The 23,571-nt window shown below is 66.5% G+C and carries 33 protein-coding genes; 29 read left to right on the top strand and 4 right to left on the bottom strand.

Annotation, left to right across the window (positions count from 1 at the left end):
• Position 1: 1 nt before the first annotated feature.
• Positions 2-637 carry a YqaA family protein gene (locus tag AC07UX_RS06515; protein ID WP_495191131.1) on the bottom strand — a complete coding sequence of 212 codons (636 nt, stop codon included), beginning with the start codon at positions 635-637 and terminating at the stop codon, positions 2-4.
• A 351-nt stretch (positions 638-988) separates the two neighbouring features.
• Between AC07UX_RS06515 and AC07UX_RS06510 the strand changes: the two genes are divergently transcribed.
• The 5 genes from AC07UX_RS06510 to AC07UX_RS06490 all read left to right on the top strand — a co-directional run bounded on the left by AC07UX_RS06510 (position 989) and on the right by AC07UX_RS06490 (position 5,551).
• Positions 989-1,783: a hypothetical protein gene (locus tag AC07UX_RS06510; protein WP_495191808.1), complete on the top strand. Its 795-nt coding sequence runs from the start codon at positions 989-991 to the stop codon at positions 1,781-1,783.
• Positions 1,784-1,876: 93 nt separating this feature from the next.
• Positions 1,877-2,485: a DJ-1/PfpI family protein gene (locus tag AC07UX_RS06505; RefSeq protein WP_495191807.1), complete on the top strand. Its 609-nt coding sequence runs from the start codon at positions 1,877-1,879 to the stop codon at positions 2,483-2,485.
• A 69-nt stretch (positions 2,486-2,554) separates the two neighbouring features.
• The gene (locus tag AC07UX_RS06500; protein ID WP_495191130.1) at positions 2,555-3,202 is read left to right on the top strand and encodes a glutathione S-transferase family protein; all 648 of its coding nucleotides are present in this window, start codon (positions 2,555-2,557) and stop codon (positions 3,200-3,202) included.
• A gap of 197 nt (positions 3,203-3,399) precedes the next feature.
• Positions 3,400-3,936, top strand: coding sequence for a hypothetical protein (locus AC07UX_RS06495; protein ID WP_495191129.1), 537 nt, complete (start codon positions 3,400-3,402; stop codon positions 3,934-3,936).
• Between the two features lie 301 nt (positions 3,937-4,237).
• Complete coding sequence (locus AC07UX_RS06490) at positions 4,238-5,551, top strand: DNA-packaging protein (protein ID WP_495191128.1); 1,314 nt, start codon at positions 4,238-4,240, stop codon at positions 5,549-5,551.
• Between the two features lie 80 nt (positions 5,552-5,631).
• On the opposite strand, the gene AC07UX_RS06485 is transcribed toward AC07UX_RS06490, so the two are convergent.
• Positions 5,632-6,459, bottom strand: a complete 828-nt coding sequence (locus tag AC07UX_RS06485) for a hypothetical protein (protein WP_495191127.1) — start codon at positions 6,457-6,459, stop codon at positions 5,632-5,634.
• Between the two features lie 182 nt (positions 6,460-6,641).
• Here AC07UX_RS06485 and AC07UX_RS06480 point away from each other — a divergent pair, with 182 nt between their 5' ends.
• The 6 genes from AC07UX_RS06480 to AC07UX_RS06455 all read left to right on the top strand — a co-directional run bounded on the left by AC07UX_RS06480 (position 6,642) and on the right by AC07UX_RS06455 (position 11,224).
• Complete coding sequence (locus AC07UX_RS06480; protein WP_495191126.1) at positions 6,642-7,967, top strand: M20/M25/M40 family metallo-hydrolase; 1,326 nt, start codon at positions 6,642-6,644, stop codon at positions 7,965-7,967.
• 111 nt (positions 7,968-8,078) lie between these two features.
• A complete protein-coding gene (locus tag AC07UX_RS06475) occupies positions 8,079-8,711 on the top strand; it encodes an NAD(P)H-dependent oxidoreductase (RefSeq protein ID WP_495191125.1) in 633 nt (210 codons plus the stop codon).
• 91 nt (positions 8,712-8,802) lie between these two features.
• Positions 8,803-9,141 carry a hypothetical protein gene (locus AC07UX_RS06470; RefSeq protein WP_495191124.1) on the top strand — a complete coding sequence of 113 codons (339 nt, stop codon included), beginning with the start codon at positions 8,803-8,805 and terminating at the stop codon, positions 9,139-9,141.
• Positions 9,142-9,248: 107 nt separating this feature from the next.
• Entirely contained in the window at positions 9,249-9,428 is a 180-nt protein-coding gene (locus AC07UX_RS06465) for a hypothetical protein (protein ID WP_495191123.1), read from the top strand.
• Positions 9,429-9,447: 19 nt separating this feature from the next.
• Complete coding sequence (locus AC07UX_RS06460; protein WP_495191122.1) at positions 9,448-9,978, top strand: GNAT family N-acetyltransferase; 531 nt, start codon at positions 9,448-9,450, stop codon at positions 9,976-9,978.
• A gap of 103 nt (positions 9,979-10,081) precedes the next feature.
• Positions 10,082-11,224, top strand: coding sequence for a phage portal protein (locus AC07UX_RS06455; RefSeq protein ID WP_495191121.1), 1,143 nt, complete (start codon positions 10,082-10,084; stop codon positions 11,222-11,224).
• Between the two features lie 99 nt (positions 11,225-11,323).
• Here the strand turns inward: AC07UX_RS06455 and AC07UX_RS06450 are convergent, their stop codons facing one another.
• Complete coding sequence (locus AC07UX_RS06450; RefSeq protein ID WP_495191120.1) at positions 11,324-11,503, bottom strand: hypothetical protein; 180 nt, start codon at positions 11,501-11,503, stop codon at positions 11,324-11,326.
• 48 nt (positions 11,504-11,551) lie between these two features.
• Between AC07UX_RS06450 and AC07UX_RS06445 the strand changes: the two genes are divergently transcribed.
• From AC07UX_RS06445 to gp17, 11 genes are all read left to right on the top strand, one after another.
• The gene (locus tag AC07UX_RS06445) at positions 11,552-11,860 is read left to right on the top strand and encodes a DUF6127 family protein (protein WP_495191119.1); all 309 of its coding nucleotides are present in this window, start codon (positions 11,552-11,554) and stop codon (positions 11,858-11,860) included.
• Positions 11,857-12,264 carry an HK97 family phage prohead protease gene (locus tag AC07UX_RS06440; protein ID WP_495191118.1) on the top strand — a complete coding sequence of 136 codons (408 nt, stop codon included), beginning with the start codon at positions 11,857-11,859 and terminating at the stop codon, positions 12,262-12,264. Before AC07UX_RS06445 ends, AC07UX_RS06440 begins: the two co-directional genes overlap by 4 nt.
• Positions 12,265-12,403: 139 nt before the next feature.
• Positions 12,404-12,613, top strand: a complete 210-nt coding sequence (locus tag AC07UX_RS06435; protein ID WP_495191117.1) for a hypothetical protein — start codon at positions 12,404-12,406, stop codon at positions 12,611-12,613.
• Positions 12,606-13,112 (top strand): DUF2335 domain-containing protein, encoded by a 507-nt coding sequence (locus AC07UX_RS06430; protein ID WP_495191116.1) that lies wholly within the window; start codon positions 12,606-12,608, stop codon positions 13,110-13,112. The genes AC07UX_RS06435 and AC07UX_RS06430 overlap by 8 nt, the downstream gene beginning before the upstream one ends.
• A gap of 106 nt (positions 13,113-13,218) precedes the next feature.
• Positions 13,219-14,346 carry a phage major capsid protein gene (locus tag AC07UX_RS06425; RefSeq protein ID WP_495191115.1) on the top strand — a complete coding sequence of 376 codons (1,128 nt, stop codon included), beginning with the start codon at positions 13,219-13,221 and terminating at the stop codon, positions 14,344-14,346.
• A 144-nt stretch (positions 14,347-14,490) separates the two neighbouring features.
• Positions 14,491-16,167 carry a tail fiber domain-containing protein gene (locus AC07UX_RS06420; protein ID WP_495191114.1) on the top strand — a complete coding sequence of 559 codons (1,677 nt, stop codon included), beginning with the start codon at positions 14,491-14,493 and terminating at the stop codon, positions 16,165-16,167.
• Positions 16,154-16,321 (top strand): hypothetical protein, encoded by a 168-nt coding sequence (locus AC07UX_RS06415; protein WP_495191113.1) that lies wholly within the window; start codon positions 16,154-16,156, stop codon positions 16,319-16,321. Before AC07UX_RS06420 ends, AC07UX_RS06415 begins: the two co-directional genes overlap by 14 nt.
• Positions 16,318-16,596 carry a phage fiber-tail adaptor protein gene (locus AC07UX_RS06410; RefSeq protein WP_495191112.1) on the top strand — a complete coding sequence of 93 codons (279 nt, stop codon included), beginning with the start codon at positions 16,318-16,320 and terminating at the stop codon, positions 16,594-16,596. The genes AC07UX_RS06415 and AC07UX_RS06410 overlap by 4 nt, the downstream gene beginning before the upstream one ends.
• Positions 16,597-16,602: 6 nt before the next feature.
• Positions 16,603-17,139 (top strand): head-tail connector protein, encoded by a 537-nt coding sequence (locus tag AC07UX_RS06405; protein ID WP_495191111.1) that lies wholly within the window; start codon positions 16,603-16,605, stop codon positions 17,137-17,139.
• Positions 17,140-17,150: 11 nt separating this feature from the next.
• On the top strand, positions 17,151-17,342 hold the full coding sequence (locus tag AC07UX_RS06400) for a hypothetical protein (RefSeq protein WP_495191110.1): 192 nt from the start codon (positions 17,151-17,153) through the stop codon (positions 17,340-17,342).
• The gene (gene gp17 / locus AC07UX_RS06395; protein ID WP_495191109.1) at positions 17,339-17,755 is read left to right on the top strand and encodes a tail completion protein gp17; all 417 of its coding nucleotides are present in this window, start codon (positions 17,339-17,341) and stop codon (positions 17,753-17,755) included. The genes AC07UX_RS06400 and gp17 overlap by 4 nt, the downstream gene beginning before the upstream one ends.
• A gap of 274 nt (positions 17,756-18,029) precedes the next feature.
• On the opposite strand, the gene AC07UX_RS06390 is transcribed toward gp17, so the two are convergent.
• Positions 18,030-18,353, bottom strand: a complete 324-nt coding sequence (locus AC07UX_RS06390) for a hypothetical protein (protein ID WP_495191108.1) — start codon at positions 18,351-18,353, stop codon at positions 18,030-18,032.
• A gap of 137 nt (positions 18,354-18,490) precedes the next feature.
• Here AC07UX_RS06390 and AC07UX_RS06385 point away from each other — a divergent pair, with 137 nt between their 5' ends.
• The 7 genes from AC07UX_RS06385 to AC07UX_RS06355 all read left to right on the top strand — a co-directional run bounded on the left by AC07UX_RS06385 (position 18,491) and on the right by AC07UX_RS06355 (position 23,561).
• Complete coding sequence (locus AC07UX_RS06385; RefSeq protein WP_495191107.1) at positions 18,491-18,898, top strand: phage major tail protein, TP901-1 family; 408 nt, start codon at positions 18,491-18,493, stop codon at positions 18,896-18,898.
• Positions 18,895-19,209, top strand: a complete 315-nt coding sequence (locus AC07UX_RS06380) for a gene transfer agent family protein (RefSeq protein ID WP_495191106.1) — start codon at positions 18,895-18,897, stop codon at positions 19,207-19,209. The genes AC07UX_RS06385 and AC07UX_RS06380 overlap by 4 nt, the downstream gene beginning before the upstream one ends.
• Positions 19,206-19,403, top strand: coding sequence for a phage tail assembly chaperone (locus AC07UX_RS06375; RefSeq protein WP_495191105.1), 198 nt, complete (start codon positions 19,206-19,208; stop codon positions 19,401-19,403). The genes AC07UX_RS06380 and AC07UX_RS06375 overlap by 4 nt, the downstream gene beginning before the upstream one ends.
• A gap of 78 nt (positions 19,404-19,481) precedes the next feature.
• The gene (locus tag AC07UX_RS06370; RefSeq protein WP_495191104.1) at positions 19,482-20,039 is read left to right on the top strand and encodes a tail tape measure protein; all 558 of its coding nucleotides are present in this window, start codon (positions 19,482-19,484) and stop codon (positions 20,037-20,039) included.
• Positions 20,039-22,384, top strand: a complete 2,346-nt coding sequence (locus AC07UX_RS06365; RefSeq protein WP_495191103.1) for a DUF2460 domain-containing protein — start codon at positions 20,039-20,041, stop codon at positions 22,382-22,384. The genes AC07UX_RS06370 and AC07UX_RS06365 overlap by 1 nt, the downstream gene beginning before the upstream one ends.
• Positions 22,381-23,196 (top strand): phage/gene transfer agent baseplate hub protein, encoded by an 816-nt coding sequence (locus AC07UX_RS06360; protein WP_495191102.1) that lies wholly within the window; start codon positions 22,381-22,383, stop codon positions 23,194-23,196. The genes AC07UX_RS06365 and AC07UX_RS06360 overlap by 4 nt, the downstream gene beginning before the upstream one ends.
• Positions 23,193-23,561, top strand: a complete 369-nt coding sequence (locus AC07UX_RS06355; protein WP_495191101.1) for an NlpC/P60 family protein — start codon at positions 23,193-23,195, stop codon at positions 23,559-23,561. The genes AC07UX_RS06360 and AC07UX_RS06355 overlap by 4 nt, the downstream gene beginning before the upstream one ends.
• The last annotated feature ends 10 nt before the right edge of the window (positions 23,562-23,571 follow it).

Raw genomic sequence — 23,571 nt, 5'->3', positions numbered from 1 at the left:
GTCAGCGGATCGATTCAAGCGTCGCGCCGGTGCATTTGTCGCTCTTTTGCCCGCCGCCGGTCAACATCGAGGCGGCAAGGAAGCCGCCGACGATGAGGACGAGGAAGGCAGCAGAGAGCAGGGCCAGATATTTTTCGATGAAGGCTTTGATCGGGCGGCCGAATTTCCAGAAGAGGAAGCCGACGAGCATGAACTGGAAGGCGCGGCTGACGATGCTGGCCCATAGGAAGGTGAAGAGCGGCAGGCCGATGAAGCCGGCCGTGATGGTGATGAGCTTGAACGGGATGGGCGTCGCGCCCTTGATGAGGATGATTTCCGCGCCGTAATCGCGCAGATAGCAGGCCGCGACCGGGAATTTGGCGGCAAGGCCGAGCGCGGTCAGTATCTGCTGCCCGACGGTTTCATACAGGAAATGGCCGATGGCATAGCCGAAGAGGCCGCCCAGCACCGAGGCAAGGGTGCAGATGAAGCCGAAGCGGATCGCGCGTTCCGGGCGGGCAAGGCACATGAGGCCGAGCAGCGGATGCGGCGGGATCGGGAAGAAGCTCGATTCCATGAAGCTGATGGCGAAGAGCCACCGTTCGGCGTGGCGGTGGGCGGCCTTTGCCAGCGTCCATTGGTAGAGCCGTGTAAGCATCGCGGTCAGGTCGTCTTTCCGCCCAGGCGGGGCTGCAAATGGCGCTTTTCTGCGCTTCCGGTGCTCACATGCTTCAAGCACGCTGCGTTGGGCCGAGTCATGCCCCTCGGGCCAAGGTTCTCGAAAATCACCATTTTCGCCTCGGCCTGAACGGAAACTCGACCTGCCCGTAACCGAACTGGGTTCAGGTCGCCAGCGCTTTTGCGTGACCGTGATGCGACCGGGGGGGCGCACGGGGTTGATTGTTTGGCGCCGTCTGGGCATGACCCCATCCCGATAGCCCTGTCCGGTCGCCCTGTTTTGAATATTCCCCCTATCCCATGGTCGAAGGTGCGGCAGCGCGCGGGCGGTATCGTCTTCGCACTGGTGCTGAACCTGTTGCTGTTGCTGGCGCTCTTCACCCTGTCGCCCCGGTTCGAGCCGCCCAGACAAGACGATCGCATGCCCGTGACGTTCGATGTTGAGACGGGCGAGAAGACCGACCAGCAACAGGCCAAGGCGGAAAGGACGGAGAAGCGGGAGACACAGTCTTCGCCGCAGAAGCAGGCCGATCCGGTGGTACGCCCACCGGTGCCGGTGGAAAAGCCGGCCGAGCAGCCGCCATCGCCCTTTCCCTTCCTGACGCTCAATCGCGAGCAGATGGCGTCGGCCGATATCGGCAACCTGCCCAAGGGGACGCAGGGCGAGGGCGAAGGCAAGGGCAATAGCGCGGCGGTGCAGGGGCCGGGCGAAGGGCCGGGCGGAGTGCAACTGTACGAGGCGGAATGGTATCGGCGGCCGACCCATGCGGAGCTGTCCACCTATCTGCCGGCCAATGCGCCGGCGCGGGGCTATGGCCTGGTCGCGTGCAAGACGATCGACCATTATCATGTCGAAAATTGCCAGACGTTGGGGGAATATCCGCTGGGGTCGGGCCTTGCCAAGGCGGTGCGACTGGCCGCCTGGCAGTTTCTGGTGATGCCGCCGCGGGTCAATGGCAAGAAGATGGTGGGGAGCTGGGTGCGGATCCGCATCGATTATACGCGGACCATGGTGCCGGGTGGCGCGGCGTCCGGGCCGGAGCCTGATGCGGACGATCAGGCCGGCCCCCCGTCGCGGCCGGCGCCCAAGCCGCTGGCGCCGGGGGTTTCCGGACCGCAATTCTGAACGACGCCAATTCGTCGCGAGCGGATCGCGCGGATGGTGGCCGCTGCCTTTAAGATGCGCGCAATGACGAGGGTCTTGTGTGCGGAGGCGATGATGCGGGTGGCGGTGGTTACGTTCGACGGATTCAACGAGTTGGACAGTTTCGTGGCGCTGGCGCTGCTGAACCGGGCAGCGGGCTGGCGGGCCGGGATCTGCGGGCCCGGCGAGACGGTGACGTCGATGAATGGCGTGGAGGTCGCGGTGCAGCACCCCATGGAATTTGCGAATGAAGCCGATGTCGTGCTGATCGGGAGCGGGGTGCGGACGCGCGAGTTCGTTTCGGATGCGAAACTGATGGCGGGCATGCGACTGGACCCTGCGCGGCAGATTATCGGGGCGCAATGTTCGGGCGCGCTGGTGCTGGCGCGGCTGGGGCTGCTGGAAGGGGTGCCGGTATGCACCGACGTGACGAGCAAGCCCTGGGTCGTGGCCACCGGTGCGCAGGTGATCGAGGCGCCGTTCCATGCGACCGGCAATGTGGCGACCGCGGGCGGGTGCATGGCGGCGCAGTATCTGAGCGCCTGGGCGATCGCGCGCGGGGCGGGGGAAGAGACCGCGCGGGACGTGATCGACTATGTCGCGCCGGTAGGGGAGAAAGCGGAGACGGTGGCAAGGGTCATGGGGGTGGTGGCGTCGTTTCTGGCCGTCGAGGCGGTGGTATAAAATAGTTGCGTTCTACTACTGGATTGGCAGAGTGCCGCCACCCGACCTGACAACAGAAGGAGAGAGACTATGATTATCCATGGGGCCAGGCCGTCGCCCTTCGTGCGCAAGGTCATCGTCTTTGCGGCGGAAAAGGGGATCGATGTCGAAGTGCAGACGGCCGGCTTCGGGCGTGGGGGCGAAGGCTATCTGAAGGGGTCGCCCTTCGGCAAGATTCCGGCGCTGGAGGATGGCGATTTCCTGCTGTGCGATTCGACCGCGATCATCACCTATATGGATGCCCTGCATCCGGGAACCGAGATGATCCCGACCGAACCCAGAGAGCGCGCCCGGACCATATGGTTCGAGGAGTTCGGCGATACCGTGGTGCAGGCGGCGGGGCAGAAGATCTTCTTCAACCGGGCGGTGGCCAGGCGGTTGAAGCGGGAGCCGGACCTGGCGGCGGCGGATGCGGCCGAAGCCGGGGAAATGCCGAAAATCTACGATTATCTGGAAGATGTGCTGCCGGAAAGCGGCTGGCTGGTGGAGGATCGCTTCACGCTGGCGGATCTGGCGGCGGCGTGCCCGATCATCAATGTCGGCTATGTGTCGGATGGACTGAGCGCCGATCGCTGGCCCAAGGTGGTGGCGTGGATCGGCCGGGTGAAGGCACGGCCGAGCGTGGCGGCGGCTTTGGCGGAAGAAGCGCCGATGATCCGGGCCATGATTGAAAAATAACCCATATGGAACATTTTTGTTGACATCGTCACGCTGATCTGGCAGAGATTGGCACAGTGGAAAAATGTGAGTCGCCAAGGTGCTGATGCAGCTGGCGGCTTTTGAAGGGCTGGTCCGGGAGGGCCGGCCCTTTTTGTTTGCGCCAGGAGTTTTGGGGCGGGTTTTGGGGGCGGGCTTTAAGGGCCGGGGAGGCAGGGATGGCAGGCGGGAAGCAGTTGGTGCCGGGGCGGCAGCAGGCGGGCGGCAAGAGCAAGGCGCAGATGCGCAACGGGCGAAGCGACGGCTGGACGGTGGAGAAGGAGGATATCTTCTTTTCGACGCTGGCGCAGACCTGCAATGCGAGCGAGGCAGCGCGCGAGGCGGGCGTGTGCCGGGCCAGTGCCTATCGGCGCAAGGCCATCGACCCGGCTTTTGCGGAACATTGGGAGGATGCGTTGGCGGAAGGTTATGGCGAGATCGAATTGATGCTGATGCGCGCGGCGCTGTTTGGCCATCAAAGTGAGGAGACGGTGCGCGACGGCGAGGGGGTGGTCAAGACGCACAAGGTCACGCGCAAGCAGGATATGGGCGTGGCGATGCGCCTGTTGCTGGCCCATCGCGACACGGTGGCGGCGATCCGCAAGGCGCGGATGGACCGGGCGGCGGCGGCCGCGGCCGAGGATGGCGATGCGGTGCGGCAACGGGTGCATGCGGCGCTGGACGTCGCGCATGCGCGGATGCAGGGTGGGGGGTGAGTGTGGATTGGGGGGCAAGTTTCATCTCCCACCTTCCACTCGGTCCATCGATTTCGCTAAGGGCGAACGGGGCTAGGGAACATCAGGGCGAGCAAGGGCGCATATAAAGACGGCCCATAGGTAGCGTTCCCTGGCGGCGGCCGGGGGCCTGGTCCACGCTCCGAACTGGGCCCCAGCCTGCGCCGGGGAACGGGTAGGTCCAGGTGCGCATCTTTGTGTGTTGGAGACGTGCCTTACCCGCGCCAAGGCAAGGTCTTGCGGCGCCGATGCAGCCGGCAGCCAAGAGAGAAGGAGGGAGATTATGGCGCTTTCGCAATTTGAGCGGCTGGCGCTGGAGCCGGGGGATGTGCGCGACGCGGTGTTGCGGCAGCTGGACCGGCAGGCGTTGATGGCGCTGGAGCGGGATTGGGCGTTTCTGGCGCGGCCGGGGCAGTTGGCGCCGGCGGGCGACTGGCGCATCTGGTTGATGATGGCGGGGCGTGGCTATGGCAAGACGCGCGCCGGGGCGGAATGGGTGCGCGCCATTGCGCAGGACGATCCCACGGCGCGGATCGCGCTGGTCGGTGCGACGCTGGGCGAGGCGCGCAGCGTGATGGTGGAAGGGGCGAGCGGGCTGCTGGCGATCGCGCCATGGTGGGATCGGCCGGCCTATGCGCCGGCGCTGCGGACGTTGCGCTGGCCCAACGGGGCGATGGCGACGCTCTATGGCGCGGCGGAGCCGGAGAGTTTGCGCGGGCCGCAGTTCAGCCATGGCTGGGCCGACGAGATCGCCAAATGGGCGGGCGGACAGGCGGCGTGGGACAATCTGATGATGGGATTGCGATTGGGGCGGCAGCCGCGCGTGCTGGCGACGACCACGCCGCGACCGGTGCCGCTGGTGCGCGGGCTGGTGGCGCGCGATGGCGCCGACGTCGTGGTGACGCGGGGGCGGACGGCGGACAATGCCGCGCATCTGGCCGAAGGCTTCGTCGCGGCGATGGCGGAGCGCTATGGCGGCACGCGGCTGGGGCGGCAGGAACTGGACGGCGAACTGATCGAGGAGGTGGAGGGCGCGCTGTGGTCGCGCGCGCTGGTCGAGCGGTGCCGGGTGCGCCACGTGCCGGGCGTGCTGCGCCGTGTGGTGGTGGCGGTCGATCCGCCGGCGTCGGCAGGCGGCGACGCATGCGGGATCGTGGTGGCGGGGCTGGGCAGCGACGGGCGGGCCTATGTCATCGCGGATGCGAGCGTTTCGGGGCTGTCGCCCGAAGGCTGGGCACGGGCCGTGGCGGCCGCGGCGCTGGTCCATGGCGCCGACCGGGTGGTGGCCGAGGCGAATAATGGCGGGGCGATGGTGGAAAGCGTGCTGGTGGCGGCGCAGGAGTCGATGCCGGTGAAGCTGGTCCATGCGAGCCGCGGCAAAGCGGCGCGGGCGGAGCCGGTGGCGGCGCTGTACGAGGCCGGGCGGGTGGCGCATCGCGGCGCCTTTCCGGATCTGGAGGACCAGATGTGCGGGCTATTGGCGGGCGGCGGCTATGTCGGGCCGGGGCGGTCGCCCGATCGCGCCGACGCGCTGGTGTGGGCGATGACCGAACTGATGCTGGGGAAGGCAGGCGAGGCGCGGGTAAGGGCGATGTGAAGGCGGTGCTTCGGGAAGGCCGGCGCGGGGTGGGCCGCGCCGGACCTGTGGGCGTCAGTTGGCTTTGATTTCGAGCAGCATCACACGCCAAAATCGAAGATGCGCGCGGTCATGGCGCCAGCCGATCCGCCGCCTGTAAGGGCGTAGATGAAACCATATTCGCCGGCATCCAACTCTTTTGCAGGGGTTACTCTGAACACGCCGGGACGAACCATTTCATAGTCGAAGGCAAGGCGATCCTTATCCATGACGCCTGTTTTCGCTCCGCCGATATTGGCGCTGCCAACGCGCGCTTCCCGACGGCCATCCTTCTTCATGAGTTTGATCAGCGTGAATTCGGAAGGTGAAGAGACTGTCGCCGCTGTGCCGGCCGCCCACGCCGTATTGCCGCGCACCGTGTCAGGATTAGATTCGTCGAAGAAAAAGTAAAAGCTCGGGCGACCGGGCTGGGTACGGACACGCGCAGCCTCGTTCTGAATTGCGGCCTTGATGCTCATCGACGCTATGCCGCCAGTGAACGCATAACCGATAATGCCGCCCGTCTTCGCCTGGTTCGTTACCGTTGGATCGATGCGCTGCATCTTGCCGCCCGCGCCCGTATTGGACAGGAGATAGACGCCAGCCGGGTGGGGAATGAGCGGATCTGGCGAATCCATCGACATCGCTGGAATCGATGCAGCGGCGCTGTTGTTCAGCATCGCAGCCATGATCGGACCGGAAACACCTTTGCTTTTAAGCAAGAGCATCTCGTCCGTCGTAAGATCAAACCTGGTACCGGACGCTTTTATTTTTGCAATCACGGCTTCATCGCCAATACCGGCGCTGGATAGTGCGATGACGCTATCTACGGATAGAGTTTCCGCAAAGGCGGGCACGGCGATGGCGACTGCCATCGCTGCAAAAGTCATTTTGAACATCGGAACCCCCAAAATAGACTCAACTCCCCCCGGAGCCGAGATATGCTCTGGTGCATTTATGGCGGGGCGATCGTCAAGGGATAAATATTTGATCTTTATTGGGGAATATTTTGCAGCAGCGAGAAAGGCGGTGCGTGCTTTACAGATGCGGCGCAGGCGATAGACCGGTCGCCATGAAAAACATCCTCCCGCTGACCGCAGCGTCCGCCCTGATCCTGACAACCCAGGCCGTCCTTCCCGCCGCTGCGCAGACGCGGGCGCCCGATGCGGCGCGGCTGAAGGCGAATGTCGAGACGCTGGTGCGTTTCGGGACGCGGCATACGCTGTCTTCGGCGACCGATCCCAAGCGGGGGATCGGGGCGGCGCGCAAGTGGGGCGCGGCGGAATTTGCGAAGATCGGCAAGGGATGCGGCGGGTGTTTGACGGTGGAGACGATCGCGGATCGCTTTACCGGGCCGCGCGCGCCCGATGGCGTGGAGGTGGTGGATGTGCTGGCGATCCAGACGGGGACGGGCGATCCCAGCCAGGTGGTGATCGTCGCCGGGCATATCGACAGCCGCGTGACCGATGTGATGAACATCACCGACGATGCGCCGGGCGCGAACGACAATGCGTCGGGCACGGCGCTGGTCATGGAAGCGGCGCGGGTGCTGGCGGGCGAAAAGTTCGACGGGACGATCGTCTATGCGCTGCTGTCTGGGGAAGAACAGGGGCTGTGGGGCGCCAAGCTGCTGGCCGCGACCGCCAAGGCGCGCGGGTGGCATGTGCGCGCGATGCTGAACAACGATATCGTCGGCAATACGGTGGGGCAGAATGGCCAGCGCGTGGCCGACCGGGTGCGGGTGTTTTCCGAAGGGATCCGCTTTGCCGAGGAAGGCAAGGCGAGCCTGACGCGCCGGGCGATCGGCGGCGAGGATGATGGCCCATCGCGCGCGCTGGCCAAGGCGATCGACGGGATTGCCAGGGCCGACCGGGGGATCGGACTGGATGTGTTTGCGGTGCGGCGGCTGGACCGCTTCGGGCGGGGCGGCGATCATTCGCCGTTCCTGGAGCTGGGCTTTCCCGCCGTGCGCTTTTCGGTGGGGATCGAGAATTACGACCGGCAGCATCAGGATCTGCGCACCGAAAAGGGCCACGTCTATGGCGACACGGTCGAGGGGATGGACTTTCCCTATCTGGCGAAGGTGACGGCGCTCAATGTCGCGACGTTGCGGCGACTGGCAGACGCGCCGGCGGCCCCGGCGAGCGTGTCGCTGGATGGCGCGCTGTCGATGGATACGCGGGTCTTCTGGGACGCGGTGCCGGGCGCGGCTTCGTACAAAGTCTATTGGCGCCGGGCCGATGCGCAGGATTGGAGCGACAGCCGCGCGGTGACGGGGGCGAGCGAGACGGTGCTGAAGGATGTCGTGGTGGACGATCATTTCATCGGCGTGGCGGCCGTGGCGAAGAACGGCGCGGAAAGCCTGGTGACGTTCGGGGGCATGGCGCCGCGGAAATAGGGGCATAAATTAGTTTTGATACGATACCTTTAATTCCACGCGCCATGCTTTACATGCGGGCGTCATGTGCAGGGGCCACGCCCTTGCCCGACGCTTATCGGAAGGACAACCATGCTGATCGACCGTTTGAACTGGCGCTATGCCACCAAGAAGATGAACCCGGACAAGGCCGTGCCGGAGGAGAAGGTGGAGCGCATCCTGGAAGCGGTGCGGCTGGCGCCGACGTCGAGCGGGTTGCAGCAGTTCGAGGTGATCGTCGTCACGAACAAGCCAGTGCGCGAGAAGATCAAGGCGATCGCCTGGAACCAGGAGCAGGTGACGGACGCATCGCACCTGATCGTCTTTGCCGCGTGGGACAATTATACGCCAGAGCGGATCAACCACATGTTCGACCTGGTCAACGACGAGCGCGGTTTCAAGAATGAAGGCTGGGAAGCCTATCGCCAGATGTTGCTGGGCACATATCCGCAGCGCGACGCGGAGACGAATTTCGAGCATGCGGCGCGGCAGGCCTATGTCGGGCTTGGCATCGCGCTGACCGCCGCCGCCTTCGAGGAGGTGGATGCGACGCCGATGGAGGGTTTCGACCCGGCGGCGCTGGACGATATATTGGACCTGCGGGCGCGGGGGCTGCGCTCCGTCGCGATCATGCCGCTGGGCTATCGCGCGGATGAAGGCGACTGGTTGCTGGGCCTCAAGAAGGTACGGCGCCCGGTCGAGGAGTTCGTTTCGCGGGTGGATTGACAGTGCGCGTCGCCCTTTCCGTCGGGAACCGGGGGAAGGGGCGGATCCTTTTCGGGCCATTATCAATGTGGTTGGAAACGGAGTAAGTGCAATGAAGATGGCCAGTATCTGTGCGGCTGTCGTGGGTGTTTCGTTGATGGCGGGACCGGTGATGGCCGCGAGCCTCAATAGCAAGGACCGGGCGCGGGTGGCGCGGGCCGCGCCGCGCGATCGCGACGATGTGCGCTATTGCCTGTTGAAGGGCAAGAAGGGTCGCGACAAGGGCACGCTGATCGGCGCGGCCGGTGGTGCCGGCGTGGGCGCGATCGCGGGCGGGAGCCTGGGCGAGACATTGCTGGCGGGTGCCGCGGGCGCCGTGGCGGGCCGGGTGATCGGCAAGAGCGAAGGCACGGACAGCGTGTGCGACCGGGTGCTGGCGCGGAACAGGTGAGGTGATTTGGCTTGGCGTCAAGTAGAAATTTTGCTAATTCAGCCTTTGCCAAGGTCATCCGGCTATACCCGATTTCCGCGTCGTCTCTAACTAGGGAAGGAGAGCAAATGTCAGTTCATTCGAACATATTTGGCGGTCTCCATCTGAGTGGAGAGGATGCCCGCAAATTCGTTGCCCAGACCCGTACCGGTCAGAGTGCGACGGTCAAGGATACGGTCAGCCGTGGGAAAGCATTGGCTGCCGTCCTGTTATCGACAGGACAGGTCAAGATTGACACATCTGCGTAAAGAGATTTAATTTCCCCTTATGTCGGGGGATATCATCGTCAAGATACTTGAAACGGCTGATCTGGACCAGGTCAGCCGTTTTCGCATGAAGGATGACGGGGACAAGCCGTTGCAGAAATTCCTGCGGCGGGACGCCTTCAAATCCGGCGGGGCCAATCTGACCACCACCTATGTCATCAAGCGGCCCGATGCCCCGCATGTGCTGGCCTATGCCAGCATCATGTGCGCGGAGATTAGGCTGGAGGGCGCCTACCCAATCGACGACAAGAAGGGGGCGGAGCGGTACAGCTATCAGCCGGCGGTGCGGATCGCGCGGCTGGCCGTGTGCGAGGGGTGCGAAGGGCAGGGCTGGGGCAAGACATTGGTTACGACGGTGATCGGGGTCGTTTCATTGTCCATCCAGCCCTACGCGGGGTGCCGGTTCCTGATCGTCGATGCGAAGCGCAAATCGGTCGATTTCTATCGGAAGCTGGGCTTTCGATTGCTCGACACGGTGGAAAACCGGGCGCTCGAAATGCCGCTGATGTTCATGGATCTGAAGGGCGGGTAATGCTGAGGGGGGGGCGGCCTCCTCTCCCGGACTGGTTTGCTGCCTGGTTTTCACCAACCCTCTTCCCTGTCGGGAGGAGGGTTTTTTCGTTTGGGGATGCTTTATGAAATGGTTCGGGACGAAAGCGGCCTTCGAAGGGGCGGCGCAGGGCGATGCGCGGCCGGTGCTGGCGCGGGCCTGGGGTTCGGGCGCGGTGGCGCTGGGGGAATGGCCGGCCAGCTATGAGGCGCAGTTGCGCGCCGGGGTGATGGGCAATGCGGTGGCGCAGCGGGCGATGCGGCTGGTGTCCGAAGGGGCGGGGGCCTGCGCGATCAGGGTGCGGGGTGTCGATGACGCGGCGATGGCGATCGTGGCCGCGCTGGTCGGGCGCGCGTCGGCCGGGCAGGGGCTGGTGGAGACATTGGCCTGTCACCTGCTGCTGCACGGCAATGCCTATGTGCAGCTGATCGCGGGGGCGGAGGGCAAGCCGGCCGAACTTTTTGCGCTGCGGCCCGAACGGGTGAGCGTGGAGGCGGATGCGCGGGGGTGGCCGGCGGCCTATCTCTATCGCGTGGGGGAAAGCGTGACGCGCCTGTCGCCGCAGGATGGCGCGGGGCGGACGAGCGTGCTGCATATCAAGGCGCTGCATCCGCTGGACGATCATTATGGGTTGGGCTGTACCGGCGCGGCGGCGGGCGCGGTGGCGATCCACAATGCCGCGAGCGTATGGAACAAGGCGTTGCTGGACAATGCGGCGCGGCCCAGCGGCGCGATGGTCTATGATCCGGGCGACGGGTCGGTGCTGTCGCCCGAACAGTTTGAGCGGGTGAAGCGGGAGATGGAGGCGGCCTTTGCCGGGGCGGCCAATGCCGGGCGGCCGATGCTGCTGGAGGGGGGCTTGAGCTGGCGGGCGATGAGTTTGACGCCGGCGGAGATGGATTTCGTAGGGCTGAAAAGCGCGGCGGCGCGGGAGATATCGCTGGCCTTCGGCGTGCCGCCGATGCTGATGGGCCTGCCCGGCGACAACGCCTATGCCAATTATCGCGAGGCGAACAAGGCGCTGTGGCGGCAGACGATATTGCCGTTGGTGGCGAAGATTTGCGGGGCGCTGGCCCAGGGGCTGGACGATTGGTGGCCTGGGCTGGTCATCGCGCCGGACCTGGATGCGGTGCCGGCGCTGTCGGACGAGCGCGCGGCCCTGTGGGAACGGGTCGCAGCGGCGGATTTCCTGAGCGCCGACGAGAAGAAAGCGCTGTTGGGGCTTTAGAGCATCGCCCCAAAAAGTGGGAACCGGTTTTTGGCATAAAGCGATGCGAAAACAGAAAGATGAAGCGATCGACCTGCGTCGGGTTGAATGCCGCGCGCTCTAGAAGGCGTCGGGCGCGCGGGCGGGCATGGAATCGAGGCGGCAAAAGCCATTGCCCCAATTCCAGCTGCCACCCTGCACGATGCAGTCGCCCGCCCGGAACAGGCCGAAATGCCAGGCGAGGGCGGCGAGGATGACCAGGGCGAGGATGATCAGGACTTTGCGAGGGGCACGTTTCATGCGCGCGCAGATAGGCATTGTGCGGCGCGAAGGGAAGGAGGGCGGGACATGAAAGAGGAGATGCTGGCGCGGCTGGTGGCGCAGGCGGAGGGGCGACCGATGGATATGGTCACGGTCCGCGCGCTGATCGAGGAGGCGAGCGATCTGGGCGCGGGACGGGCGCTGGAGCGGCTGGGGCTGGCGGACCGGCGCGCGGAGGGCGACATGCGGGAATTGCGCGAATTGCTGTCCGCCTGGCGCGACGCGAAAAAGGCGGCGCGCGGGGCGGTGATCGGATGGGCGGTGCGGATCGCCATGGCGTTGATCCTGCTGGGGATTGCGGTCAAGGTCGGGCTGCTGGGGCTTGTCCGGGCATGAGCGGGGGCGATGTGCGCTTTGCCGGCTATGCGGCGATATTCGACCGGGTGGACCGGGGCGGGGACGTGGTGCGGGCAGGGGCCTTTGGCGCGATCGACGCAGCGGGCGTGCCCTTGTTGTGGCAGCACGGGCCGGGGCAGGTGATCGGCGTGGTGGAAAAGGCGCTGGAGGACGCGCGGGGGTTGCGCGTGATCGGCCGGGTGTCGCGGCGCACGGCGGCGGGGCGCGAGGCGGCGGCGGCGCTGGCGCGCGGGGCGCTGGACGGGCTGTCCTTCGGCTATCGGGTGCGGGCGGCGCGGGGCGTGGGGCCGCGGGAGTTGCTGGGACTGGACTTGGTGGAGGTGAGTTTGGTGACGCATCCGATGCAGGATCTGGCCCGGGTGGTGGCGGTGGAGGGGGTGTAAGGTCGGTCTCTGGCTATGCATTCAATATTAGATGATTCCGACAGCGACCCGCCGTCAGTCAAGTTATAAGCAGATGTCAATTATTGACAGTTAGCCATGTCTAGCCCATTTGGATTCTGCGCGAGGAAGGAAAATGAACATGACCTATCATGATCGCAGCCTCCTTGAGGGCCAGAAGGCCAAGCTGAAAAAGCGGGCCAAGTTAAGGCATGACATTCTGCAAGGATCGTTTAGCCTTACTCTTTTCCCGAAATCACCTCGGTTCAAGTCTGGTTCTTTGGAAGGCGATTGGAAGGCTGTCGGCGCTGATATTCGTAAGGCCATGAAGCTATACGACAATCGTGACTAAGCCTCCGGTGAAAATGGAAATGGAGGAAGATGACGAGCGGCTCACCGTTGAGGCGCTCGAACCTCTGTTCAGACCTGACAAAAAAGATTTGGGTGTTCAAATCGTCGCGACCATGGTGCGGCGTGTACATAGCGGCCCATTGCCTGCTCCTGAAACATACGCTCAATATGAGGCAGTCCACGCTGGAGCCGCCGAGCGAATTTTAAGGATGGCTGAAAAAGAGCAGGATCATCGGCATGACAGCGAAAATAAAATCATATTCCATGAATATGGTATTCGCTATGCTGCGCAGGCTGGAGCGATTTTCGCTCTCATCCTTCTTTGTTCTTTGGTCGCCTATTGCGCGTTCGTAGGTGAACCGATTACCGCCGCAGTGATTGGCGCTGTTGGTGCGATAGTGGTGGCATTCTTACGATACACGCAGATCAAAACCGATGTTGAGCCAGTCGAAAAACCGTTGCCGACATCCAAAAAGTCGCCGGCGAAACGAAAGCGCTGAGCATCCCAATCTGAACGATTAAATTCGGTTCAAAGGCGGTCCCATCCGGGGCCGCTTTTTTCGTATGGGCGGTCCGTCTGGGCCGCCCTTTTTTGTGGAGACGGGCATGACGGATCAGGTGGTGGACAAGCTGGAGGCCAGCTTTGACGCGGTGTTGCAGGGGGAGCGGATCGAGGGGTTGGAGCGTGCGGTCGCGGCGCTGAAAGGGGCGCTGCATGCCACGCAGCGGCCGGCGCTCGATGGGGTGAAGGGGGGCGCCGTCGATCCCGCGCGGGCGGCCTTTGTCGATCGCTATTTGCGGCAGGGGCATGAGGCAGGTGTCGAATTGAAGAGCTTTTCCGGCGCTTCCGGCGCGGCGGGGGGCTATGCGGTGCCGCGCGAGATCGACCAGCTGATCGGATCGACGCTGAAGGCGATTTCGCCGATCCGCGCCATCGCCAATGTCGTGCGCACCGGGACGGCGGGCTATCGCAAGCTGGTGACGGCGGGTGGCATCGTGTCGGGATGGGCGAGCGAAACGGGCGCGCGGGCCGAGACGGGGACGCCCAGCTTCAACGAGATCGCGCCGCCGTCGGGCGAATTGTTCTCCAATCCGGCGGCGAGCCAGGCGATGCTGGACGATGCGCAGTTCGATGTCGAAGCCTGGCTGGCCGGCGAGATTGCCCGCGAATTTGCGGTCGCGGAGGGCGCGGCCTTCGTCAATGGCAATGGGACCAACAAGCCCAAGGGCTTCCTGACCTATACGACCACCAATGAGGCCGACAGCGTGCGTGCGTTCGGATCGTTGCAATATGTGGCGTCGGGCGCGGCGGGGGGCTTTGCGGCGTCCAACCCGCAGGACAAGCTGATCGACCTGGTGCAGAGCCTGCGCGCGCCCTATCGCCAGGGGGCGAGTTTCGTCATGAACAGCGCCACGCTGGCGGCGGTGCGCAAGATGAAGACGAGCGATGGCGCGTTCCTCTGGCAGCCGGGGCTGACGGGTGGGCAGCCCGCGACGCTGTTGGGCTATCCGGTGGTCGAGGCGGAGGACATGCCCGATATCGCCGCGAACAGCCTGTCGATCGCCTTCGGCAATTTCCAGGCCGGCTATGTCATCGCCGAGCGCAGCGACACGAGCATCCTGCGCGATCCGTTCAGCAACAAGCCGTTCGTGCATTTCTATGCGGTCAAGCGGATCGGCGGCGCGGTGGCCAATTCGGAAGCGATCAAATTGATGAAGTTTGCCGCTTCCTGATGATGGAGGGGGCGTGCGGCCCCCTCTTCCAACTGCGCCTAGCCGGCTAGCTGGCAAGGCTTCGTATCCTTCTCCCCCGTGGGGAGAAGATTTGGGGGGAGGCTTTTGGGCTTTCCCCCCTTTTTGTTTTCGAGGGGGGCGGTTGTGGCGATCACGGATTGGGAGATGGCGGACCTGGTGCGGGAGGTCTGTCTGGATGCGGGGCTGGGACCGCTGGCGCTGGGCGGGGCTTTGCCGGGCTATCGCGGCTTTGCAGCGGCGCTGAGCGAGGGGGCGCGCTTTCCCTATGTGATACAGGGGGTGGTCGATCCTGCACAGTGGGAGGCAGGAAGCGGGACGATCGACGAGAGTGGGCGGCTGGTGCGGACGCCGCATGCGTCTTCGGCCGGGGGCGCGGCGGTGGATTTCGTCGCGGGGGAGAAGCATGTCGGGCTGGCGCTGCATGCCGACTGGGTCGCGCGGGTCGAGGGGCATGGCCATGGGATCGAGGCGATCGAGGGGCTGGCGGCGGCGCTGGCGGCTGGTCCGGCCGGCGGTGCCCTGACGAGCGTGGATGACGCCAATGTCAGGCTGACGCTGGGCGGTGGGGCGGCGACGGCCTTGCTGGCGCCGGCATCGATCAGCGCGGGTTGGTCGGGACAGTTGGCGGTGGCGCGGGGCGGGACCGGGGCGGCGAGCCTGACCGGCTATGTCAAGGGCAATGGCGCAGCGGCGATGAGCGGCAGCGCCACCATCCCGGCGAGCGACATCAGCGGGCTGGGCAGCATGGCGGCGCAACAGGCCGGGTCGGTGACGATCAGCGGCGGGACGGCGGCCCTGTCCGCCTTCAGCCTGGCGCCTGCGTCCGGGGCGGCGAATATGGTGGTGAGCGCGGTCAACGGGCAGAGTGCCGGCGTGTCGCTGGGCACCGCAGGCGTCGAGATGTGGCGGGTGGAGCGCACGGCGAGCGCCAATGTCGGGGGCAATGCCGGGTCGGATTTCGCGCTGCGGCGGATGGATGACAGCGGCGCGCTGCTGGGCACGGCGATCACCATATCGCGGGCGAGCGGCGCGATGACGGTGGGCGCGCTGAGCAGCGGCGTTCTCAATTGCACCGGGACCAGCACGCCGGTGGTGTCGGCGATCCGTGCGGGCAGCAGCTTCAATTGCTGTTTTTCCGCGCAGACCAGCGCGGGCACCGTCTTTTTCGGCAATGTGGATGGCGCGCGATTTGCCGTGGGTGGCAGCAGCAACCTGGCAGTGTCGCCCTATCTGACCGCGAGCGCGACCAGCTTTGCCATCGGCGCAAGCGTGGAGACGAGTTTCGCCAGCGCCGGGCGGCCGCTGAGCGACAATGCGATCGGATGGGGTACGGCGGCCTATCGCTGGTCCACCCTCTATGCCGCGAGCGGGACGATCAACACATCGGACGCGCGGGCCAAATGCGACCTGGGCCCGGCGGATGCGGCGTTGATCGACGCCTGGGGCGCGGTGGAATGGCAACGCTATCGCTTCGTCGAGGCGGTGGCGGAAAAGGGCGAGGATGCGCGCTGGCACATGGGGCTGGTGGCGCAGCAGGTGCGCGATGCGATCGACCAGCGGCTGGGCGCGGGCGCGGCGGTGCGATGGGGGCTGGTGTGCCATGACAATTGGGATGCGGCGCCGGAGGAGCGGGCCGAGGATGGCGCGTTGGTGCGCCCCGCGCGGGCGGCGGGCGACCGTTGGGGGCTGCGATATGACGAATGTTTCGCGCTGGAGGCGGCATGGCAGCGACGCGCGATCGCGCGGATCGAGGCGCGGCTGGCGCTGATCGAAGCGGGCGGCGCGCATGCTGGCGGGTGAGGCGATCGGCGCGGGGGCGCTGGGCACGGTGCGGGTGACGAGACTGTGGCGGGGGCCATGGGGATGGGGCGTGCGCCCCGATCAGGCGGCGCGGGTGCGCGCGCGGGACGGGGCGATGCGCCCGGAGGCGAACGGGGGGAGCAAGGTGCGATGAGCCTGACTGTCAAAGACCCGCAAGCGCGGGTGGATCATGCGATCGACTGGTCCGCCTATCTGGCGGGGCAGAATCTGGTGGCGAGCCTGTGGACGGTCGCGCCGCAGGAGCAAGGCGGGCTGGTGGTAGAGGCCAGCGCGTTCGAGGCGGAGCGCAGCAGTGCGCGGCTGAGCGGAGGGATCGTCGGCCGCGTCTATCGGCTGACCAATCGCGTCACCCTGTCCGACGGGCAGGTGGACGAACGGTCGGTGACGATGCGGGTGGAGGAGCGCTGAGAGACCATGGTGGAAGAGAGCGAGAGCGGAGCGCTGGCGGCATCGCTGGCGGAGCTGAAGGCCTATTTGCGGATCGAGACGGCGGGCGAGGATGCGGTGCTGGCGGGATTGCTGAGAAGTGCGGCAGCGCTGTGCGAGCAATTTACCGGGCAATGGCTGATGCGGCGTGCGGTGGGCGAGACGGTGGCGGCGGACGGGAGCTGGCAAAGGCTGGCGGCGCGGCCGGTGGCGGCGATCGACGGGGTCGAGGCGGTGGATGGCGAGGGGGTGGTGCTGGCGTTGCCGGTGGAGGCCTATGCGATCGACATCGACGCGGCGGGCGACGGGTGGGTGCGATCGACGCGGGCGCGGGCGGGCGAGCGGCTGACGGTGCGCTATCGCGCGGGGATGGCGGCGGAGATGAACGGCCTGCCCGAACCGCTGCGGCAGGGGATCGTGCGGCTGGCGGCGGAGCATTTTTCGGCGCGCGGGACGGAGAGCGCGGCGCCGCCGGCGGTGGTGAGCGCACTGTGGCGGCCGTTTCGGCGGATGCGGCTGGCGTGAGGGGGGCTGGCATGAGGGCGCGGCTGACGGCTTTGCTGGAGGCGCGGGCGGTGGCCCGTCGGATGCGCATTGCGGCGGCGCTGGGGGATATGGGCGTCGATGCGGTGGTGGAGGGAGAGGATGTGCGCGCGTCCGGGGCTGGACTGGCGGGGCGCTGGTGGCGGGATATTGGGCTGCGGGATGCGGGGAGGGACGGGATATGAGCGCGGAAGTGGCGGCGCGGGCGGCGATGATCGCGGCGTTGCGGGCGGACGGGGTGCTGATGGATGGGCTAAATGGCCTGTTCGACGGCGATCCGGGGCGGGCGAGCATACCCTATGCCTATGTCGATGCCTGTATCGGCGCGGACTGGGGCGGGAAGGATATGGACGGGCGCGAGGTGCGGCTGAGTTTGGCGTTGCGCGTGGGGGATGAGGCGGCGCGGCGGCTGGGCGCCATGATCGCGCGGGTCGATGCGGCGGTGGCCGAGCTGGGCGTGCAGGACGGGTGGCGGATCGTCACCGCGCGGCTGGTGCGATCACGGGTTGCGCGCGATGAAGGGCGCGACGCGGGGCGGGCGCCTGCGGGATGGCGGGCGGTGATCGATTATCGGTTGCGGATGGTGCGGGCGGGGTGAGGGGCATAACGGCGCAGGCATTTAGAGCCCGATGACTTGAGCCGGACCCGCCCAGGATGACGATCCAGTGCAAAAGCATCTCGCTCCAGTAAAAGCGTGCGGAGGCGCAGAGCGCGCAGAAGGAAACAGGATTTTGCTCTGCGTCCTTTGCGTCTCTGCGCCTGATCTTCATGCCGGGCCGGACCGGCTATGCCGTTGCCTTCCTGCCTTCATTTGCGTGGCATGATGTCGTCCTGACGGCGCTTGGCGATGTCAGGCGCCCTGATCGTCGAGATCAGCGGGGCTGGCTGCTTTCTTCATATTCGCTGGTGATCTTGTCGACATATTCGCTGATCTGGTCGTCCGCATCCGAATTGGCGGCGGCGTCGGTCATCTTGTCGGCCTTGTCCGAGGCGACGATGGCGGCGCGGAAGGCGGCTTCCTTGTCCGCGCAGGCCTTTTTGGCGGCCGATTGGAAATCGCCGACGGCGAGCTTCTTGTCGAGCGACGGCTGGACCTGGGCGCTCAGGCATTTGGAAAATTCCTTGCGGCCGGTGCCGACCGCGTCGGCGGATGGCGCAGCGGCCAGCATCATCATGAGCGAAGCAGCAACAATCATACAGACCTCTCCATAAGCGGCGCATCCATGCTGTGGCCGGTTGGCCGGGCATGCGCCGAGTCCCCTAGTTTTTCGCGATTTTCCGGGTGGGAACAGGGTGTTCCGCGCGTCGGGATCGCTTGTCGGGAGAATGCGCCATGGGCGTCGAAAAGGGAAGTGCGTTTCTGTTGAAAGTGGGTGACGGCAATGTCCCCGCAACATATGCGACCGTGGCCGGCATGCGGACCACGCAGCTGTCCGTCAATGGCGAGGCGGTGAACATCACCAGCAAGGATTCGGGCGGCTGGCGCGAACTTTTGTCCGGCGCAGGGGTGCGGTCCGTCAGCGTATCGGCGGCGGGGCTGTTCACCGGCTCTGCGGCAGAGGTGCGCGTGCGCGGCCATGCGCTGGCCGGGACGATCGAAGATTATGAGCTGAGTTTCGAGAGCGGCGAGCGGATGCGCGGGCGGTTCCTGGTCACGCGGCTGGACTATGCCGGCGACTATAATGGCGAGCGCAACTATGCGCTGAGCCTGGAAAGCTCAGGTCCGGTGGTGAGCGAATGAGCGCCGGGGCGGCGAACCCCGCGCGGGGAGAAGCGGCGCTGGATCTGGGCGGCGAGCGGCTGGCGCTGCGGCCGAGTTTCGGGGCGCTGGTGGCGGCGGAGCAGGAATTGGGGCCGCTGTTCGACCTGGTCGAGCGGGCGGCGGACGGGAAATTGTCTCTCGCCGATCTGGTCGCGCTGTTCTGGCATTGTCTGGTGGATCGCGATGCGCTGAGCCGCGAGGTGCTGGGCGAGGCGATCGTCGCGGTGGGGCTGGCGAAGGTGACGCCGGTGCTCAAGGCGATGCTGCAACAGATATTGGCGGGAAAATGACGCGCTTTGCCGACGGGGCGGGGCGGCTGGCGGGCGTGGCCGGGTGGCTGCTGGGCTGGCGGCCCGACGAGTTCTGGCGCGCGACCCCGGCGGAACTGGCGGCGGTGCTGCGCGCGGCGCGGGGGGAGGCGGCGCCGGAGACCGGCGTGGATGGGGGGGAATTGGCCCGGTTGATGGGGGCGATGCCGGACTAGGCAAGCCACCTCAGCGCACCGGCTGAAGGCCCTTCATGACGCTCAGGGCGAACGGACCTTGTTTTGAAAGGCAGTCATATGGACGAGGATATCGAGACTTTGGTGGTGCGGGTGCGGGCCGATACGCAGGGGCTGAGCCGGGATGTCGAGGCGATGCGGGCGGGGCTGGAAGGGCCGCTGGGCGATGGGGCGGACCGGGCAGGGCGGCGGATCGAGCAGGGGCTGATGCGGGCGGTGCGGACCGGCAAGTTCGGGTTCGAGGATCTGCGGCGGATGGCCGTCGGCGTGCTGGACGAGATTGCGGCCAGTGCGCTGGGGTCGGCTGTGGCTGGCAGCGGGGGCGGGAGCGGCGGGCTGGCGAGCCTGGGGGCATCGCTGCTGACGTCGGCGCTGGGGCTGCCGGGGCGGGCGACCGGCGGGCCGGTGGCGCCGGGGCGGGCCTATATGGTCGGCGAACGGGGACCCGAAATGTTCGTGCCGACGACGAGCGGGCAGGTGGTGGCGCAGGGCGTTGGCGGCGGGCGCGACGTGCGGGTGAGCATCGCAGTCAATGGACGGGGTGGCGAGAGCGAGCCGCGCTTGCTGGCGCGCAGTGCGCGGCAGGTGGCGCGGGCGGTGAAGGGGGCGCTGGGCTGATGGGGGACATGGGCTATTGGCTGGCGGACAAGCGACAGGGGCAGGAGGCGCGCTGGATCAAGCGTTTTGCCGCGACGCACTGGACCGTCAATTTTCCGCGGCCGATGATGGCGAGCGTCGTGACGACCGCGCCGGACGCGGTGCGGGTGGACGCGGTCTTTTACGGGTCGGGCGATCTGGCGGGGCTGATCTGGGACGCTGTAGATGGCTGGAGCCATCCCCTGCTCGCCTATGAGACGGGCCGGGATTTCCGGGATTGCACCCTGTCCTTTCGCTGGCGCAGCGGGAGCGTGCGCAGGCTGGACGAGACGCATGGCCCGACGCTGACGATCGAGGGGCGGGATGCGGATGGTGCCCCGCGTGCCTGGTATGTGCGCCTATGGAACTATGCGAACGGCGGGCCGGAAGATGCTGTCATCAGGCTGGATTTTTCTGCGCTGTCAGGTGGCTTCGACCTGCCCGAAGATGATGACCCGGTGTGGGCGGGGGATGTGGACCGGATGTTCATATCGCTGGTGCCGCCTGGCTATGATGAGGGGAACACGCCCTTTCCCGCTGCGGTCGAGGGGTGGGCGGCACTGAGCGAGATTGCGTGCGAGGGCGCGGGGTCGGTGCTGGCGATCGGGGATGTGATGCTGCCCGAACACGGGCTGTCCATGGCGACCGGCTATGACGATTGTTTCAACCAGACACCCGAACGGGTGGTGGGGGCGATCCATGCGCTGGGCTATCGCGGGGCGATCAACCATTATGTGGGCATGAGCCATTATTTCCGGCTCGAAAGGCTGGGGGACGGGCTTTACGTCAGCCTGAGCGGCGGGGTGCTCAATGCGGCCTGCGCGGCCTGGCACCGGGACTTTGCGGTGCGGGCGAAGGCGATGGGGTTCGATGTCATCTGGTCGCTATCCTATGAATTGTTCGATGCGCATTGCTGGAACGACTGGAAGCAGCGAGCGGAGGACGGCGCGCCGGCGCTGACCGGATGGGTGCCGCCTTCGACATTGCTGTCGCCGGCACATGGCGGCGCGATGGCCTATTTGCAGCAGGTGGCCGGCGCCTTTGTTTCCATGGGGTTGGAGGCGGGATTGCCGATCCTGTTTCAGGTCGGCGAACCCTGGTGGTGGGTGATGCCGGGGGATGGGCGGATATGCGTCTATGACGAGGCTGCGCGGGCGGCGTTGGCAGGGACGATGGGGGGCGGGAGCCTGGTGTCTATCCCCAGTATTTGGGGCGATCTGGACGCGGGGCAATGCGCGCTGCTGGATGCGGCGGGGGCTTTGCTGGCGGCATCGACGGCGGCTTTGTGTAGGGCCGTGAAGGCGCTGGCGCCGGGGGCGGTGACGCATTTGCTGGCTCACCTTCCGACCATATTGGACCCGCGCGCGCCGGAGGCCAAGCGCGCGAACATGCCGGTCGGATGGGCCACGCCCGCGTTCGATGTGCTGCAACTGGAGGATTATGACTGGGTGACGGAGGGGCGGCCCGGCCTGACGGCGAAGGGCGTGGCGGCGGCGGCCGCGCGGCTGGGCTATCCGATCGGGGAGCAGCATTATCTGGCGGGGTTCGTGCTGCTGCCAGAGCAGGCCGCGCAATGGGGGCTGATCGCCAAGGCGGCGCAGGCGGCGGTGGCGCGGGGGACGGCGCAGACCTTCATCTGGGCGCTGCCGCAAGTATGCCGCGATGGCTTTACCTGCTTCAGGCAGGGTGGGGAGGATGATGTGCAAGCCTTTGACGATATAGTCTTTCCCATTGCGATGGGCAGCCAGGCGAGCGTGTCGCCGGCCTTTTCGACGCAGATCGTGGAAAGCCCTTCGGGGCATGAGCGGCGCAGCGCCGACTGGGCGGACGCGCGCCTGTCCTTCGATGCGGGGCCGGGGGTCAGGTCGGAGGCGGATATCGCCGCGCTGATCGCCTTCTTTCGGGCGCGGCGGGGGGCGGCGCGCGGGTTTCGCTTTACCGATCCCTATGACGATCGCAGCGGCGCGCCGGGCGTGGCGCCGGGGCCGATCGACCAGCGGCTGGGCGTGGGCGATGGGACGACGAGCGCGTTCCAGCTCATGCGCCATTATGGCGCGGGCGACGAGGCGCAGGGACGGATCATCACGCGGCCGGTGCCGGGGAGCATCCGCGTGGCGGCCGATGGCGTGGAACTGGCCGGGGGGTGGAGCCATGCGGGGCTGGGCGTGATCGCATTTGATGCGGCACCGGCCCAAGGCGTGGTGCTGACCGCCGGATACCGGTTCGATGTGCCGGTGCGCTTTGCCGAGGACCGGCTGGACATCAACCGCGCGACCTTTGCCGCGGGCGAGGCGCCTTCGGTGATGCTGGTGGAGATACGCGAATGAGCGACCTGGAACGGTTGAGCGAGACGCTGAATACGCTGGCTTTCTGCTGGCGGATCGCGCGGCGGGACGGGGTGACGATCGGGCTGACCAGCCATGACCGGGATCTGGCGATCGGCGGGCTGACCTATCGCGCGGCGCCGGGGATGACGCCTTCTGCCATAAGCAGCGGCACGGGGCTGGCGGGCGAGGATAGCGATGTGGCGGGCGCGCTGTCGAGCGACGCCATCAGCGAGGCGGACCTGATGGCCGGGCGATGGGACGGCGCGGCGCTGGAGGTGCGGCTGACGCAGTGGGAGGCGCCGGGCGCGCTGTGGCTGTTGCTGGCGCGGGGCGAGATGGGCGCGGTGGCGCGCAAGGGTGGCGCGTTCACGGCCGAATTGCTGGGCGCGGCGGCGGTGCTGAACGGGCCGGTGGCGCCGTCCACATCGCCCGATTGCCGGGCGCGGCTGGGCGACAGGGCGTGCCGGGTCGATATGGCCGGGCGGCGGCGGATCGTCGCGGTCGAGGGTGTCGAGGAGGCCGTGGTCGCCGTTGGCGGGTTGGAGGCAGGGGCTTATGCGTTCGGGACGTTGCGATGGCTCGGCGGGGGTAATGCCGGGCTGGTGCAGGGGGTGATCGACAATGGCGCGGCGGCGGTGACGCTGAACGACCCGCCGGCCTTTGCGGTGGCGGCGGGGACGTTGGCGCTGCTGAGCGAAGGGTGCGACCGGCAATTGGCGACCTGCGCCGGGCGCTTTGGCAATGCGGTCAATTTCCGGGGCGAACCCTATCTGCCGGGTATGGATTTGCTGACCCGCTATCCGGGCGCATGAACAGCGTCGTCGAGCGGGCGCGGGCGATGATCGGCGTGCCGTTCCGGCTGCATGGGCGGAACAAGGCCGGACTGGATTGCGTGGGGCTGGCGGCGGGGGCGCTGGGGCGGGATGCGCCCTGCGCCTATGGGCTGCGCAGTGGCGATGTGGCGCGGGCCGAGGGCTGGCTGCGCGCGGCGGGGCTGCGGTTGGTGGACGAGGGATTGGCGGGGGATCTGGCGCTGGTGCGGCCGGGGCCTTTGCAACTGCATCTGATGATCGGGACCGGGGCGGGCTTTGTCCATGCCCATGCGGGGCTGGGGCGGGTGGTGGAGATGCCGGGGGTGTCGCCATGGCCGGTGCTGGGCTGGTGGAGAGCGGAATAGATCGACGGAG

The sequence above is a fragment of the Sphingobium sp. GW821-FHT02B05 genome, from assembly GCF_059421905.1.
The sequence above is the reverse complement of the archived record's forward strand: the minus strand, read 5'-3'. Positions and strand labels throughout refer to the sequence as shown.

Excerpts from the sequence above, each read along its gene's own strand:
- AC07UX_RS06515 (WP_495191131.1), bottom strand. The coding sequence starts at position 637 with ATGCTTACACGGCTCTACCAATGGACGCTGGCAAAGGCCGCCCACCGC.
- AC07UX_RS06505 (WP_495191807.1), top strand. The coding sequence starts at position 1,877 with ATGCGGGTGGCGGTGGTTACGTTCGACGGATTCAACGAGTTGGACAGT.
- AC07UX_RS06500 (WP_495191130.1), top strand. The coding sequence starts at position 2,555 with ATGATTATCCATGGGGCCAGGCCGTCGCCCTTCGTGCGCAAGGTCATC.
- AC07UX_RS06495 (WP_495191129.1), top strand. The coding sequence starts at position 3,400 with ATGGCAGGCGGGAAGCAGTTGGTGCCGGGGCGGCAGCAGGCGGGCGGC.
- AC07UX_RS06490 (WP_495191128.1), top strand. The coding sequence starts at position 4,238 with ATGGCGCTTTCGCAATTTGAGCGGCTGGCGCTGGAGCCGGGGGATGTG.
- AC07UX_RS06485 (WP_495191127.1), bottom strand. The coding sequence starts at position 6,459 with ATGACTTTTGCAGCGATGGCAGTCGCCATCGCCGTGCCCGCCTTTGCG.
- AC07UX_RS06480 (WP_495191126.1), top strand. The coding sequence starts at position 6,642 with ATGAAAAACATCCTCCCGCTGACCGCAGCGTCCGCCCTGATCCTGACA.
- AC07UX_RS06475 (WP_495191125.1), top strand. The coding sequence starts at position 8,079 with ATGCTGATCGACCGTTTGAACTGGCGCTATGCCACCAAGAAGATGAAC.
- AC07UX_RS06470 (WP_495191124.1), top strand. The coding sequence starts at position 8,803 with ATGAAGATGGCCAGTATCTGTGCGGCTGTCGTGGGTGTTTCGTTGATG.
- AC07UX_RS06465 (WP_495191123.1), top strand. The coding sequence starts at position 9,249 with ATGTCAGTTCATTCGAACATATTTGGCGGTCTCCATCTGAGTGGAGAG.
- AC07UX_RS06460 (WP_495191122.1), top strand. The coding sequence starts at position 9,448 with ATGTCGGGGGATATCATCGTCAAGATACTTGAAACGGCTGATCTGGAC.
- AC07UX_RS06455 (WP_495191121.1), top strand. The coding sequence starts at position 10,082 with ATGAAATGGTTCGGGACGAAAGCGGCCTTCGAAGGGGCGGCGCAGGGC.
- AC07UX_RS06450 (WP_495191120.1), bottom strand. The coding sequence starts at position 11,503 with ATGAAACGTGCCCCTCGCAAAGTCCTGATCATCCTCGCCCTGGTCATC.
- AC07UX_RS06445 (WP_495191119.1), top strand. The coding sequence starts at position 11,552 with ATGAAAGAGGAGATGCTGGCGCGGCTGGTGGCGCAGGCGGAGGGGCGA.
- AC07UX_RS06440 (WP_495191118.1), top strand. The coding sequence starts at position 11,857 with ATGAGCGGGGGCGATGTGCGCTTTGCCGGCTATGCGGCGATATTCGAC.
- AC07UX_RS06435 (WP_495191117.1), top strand. The coding sequence starts at position 12,404 with ATGACCTATCATGATCGCAGCCTCCTTGAGGGCCAGAAGGCCAAGCTG.
- AC07UX_RS06425 (WP_495191115.1), top strand. The coding sequence starts at position 13,219 with ATGACGGATCAGGTGGTGGACAAGCTGGAGGCCAGCTTTGACGCGGTG.
- AC07UX_RS06415 (WP_495191113.1), top strand. The coding sequence starts at position 16,154 with ATGCTGGCGGGTGAGGCGATCGGCGCGGGGGCGCTGGGCACGGTGCGG.
- AC07UX_RS06410 (WP_495191112.1), top strand. The coding sequence starts at position 16,318 with ATGAGCCTGACTGTCAAAGACCCGCAAGCGCGGGTGGATCATGCGATC.
- AC07UX_RS06405 (WP_495191111.1), top strand. The coding sequence starts at position 16,603 with ATGGTGGAAGAGAGCGAGAGCGGAGCGCTGGCGGCATCGCTGGCGGAG.
- AC07UX_RS06400 (WP_495191110.1), top strand. The coding sequence starts at position 17,151 with ATGAGGGCGCGGCTGACGGCTTTGCTGGAGGCGCGGGCGGTGGCCCGT.
- gp17 (WP_495191109.1), top strand. The coding sequence starts at position 17,339 with ATGAGCGCGGAAGTGGCGGCGCGGGCGGCGATGATCGCGGCGTTGCGG.
- AC07UX_RS06390 (WP_495191108.1), bottom strand. The coding sequence starts at position 18,353 with ATGATTGTTGCTGCTTCGCTCATGATGATGCTGGCCGCTGCGCCATCC.
- AC07UX_RS06385 (WP_495191107.1), top strand. The coding sequence starts at position 18,491 with ATGGGCGTCGAAAAGGGAAGTGCGTTTCTGTTGAAAGTGGGTGACGGC.
- AC07UX_RS06380 (WP_495191106.1), top strand. The coding sequence starts at position 18,895 with ATGAGCGCCGGGGCGGCGAACCCCGCGCGGGGAGAAGCGGCGCTGGAT.
- AC07UX_RS06375 (WP_495191105.1), top strand. The coding sequence starts at position 19,206 with ATGACGCGCTTTGCCGACGGGGCGGGGCGGCTGGCGGGCGTGGCCGGG.
- AC07UX_RS06370 (WP_495191104.1), top strand. The coding sequence starts at position 19,482 with ATGGACGAGGATATCGAGACTTTGGTGGTGCGGGTGCGGGCCGATACG.
- AC07UX_RS06365 (WP_495191103.1), top strand. The coding sequence starts at position 20,039 with ATGGGGGACATGGGCTATTGGCTGGCGGACAAGCGACAGGGGCAGGAG.
- AC07UX_RS06360 (WP_495191102.1), top strand. The coding sequence starts at position 22,381 with ATGAGCGACCTGGAACGGTTGAGCGAGACGCTGAATACGCTGGCTTTC.
- AC07UX_RS06355 (WP_495191101.1), top strand. The coding sequence starts at position 23,193 with ATGAACAGCGTCGTCGAGCGGGCGCGGGCGATGATCGGCGTGCCGTTC.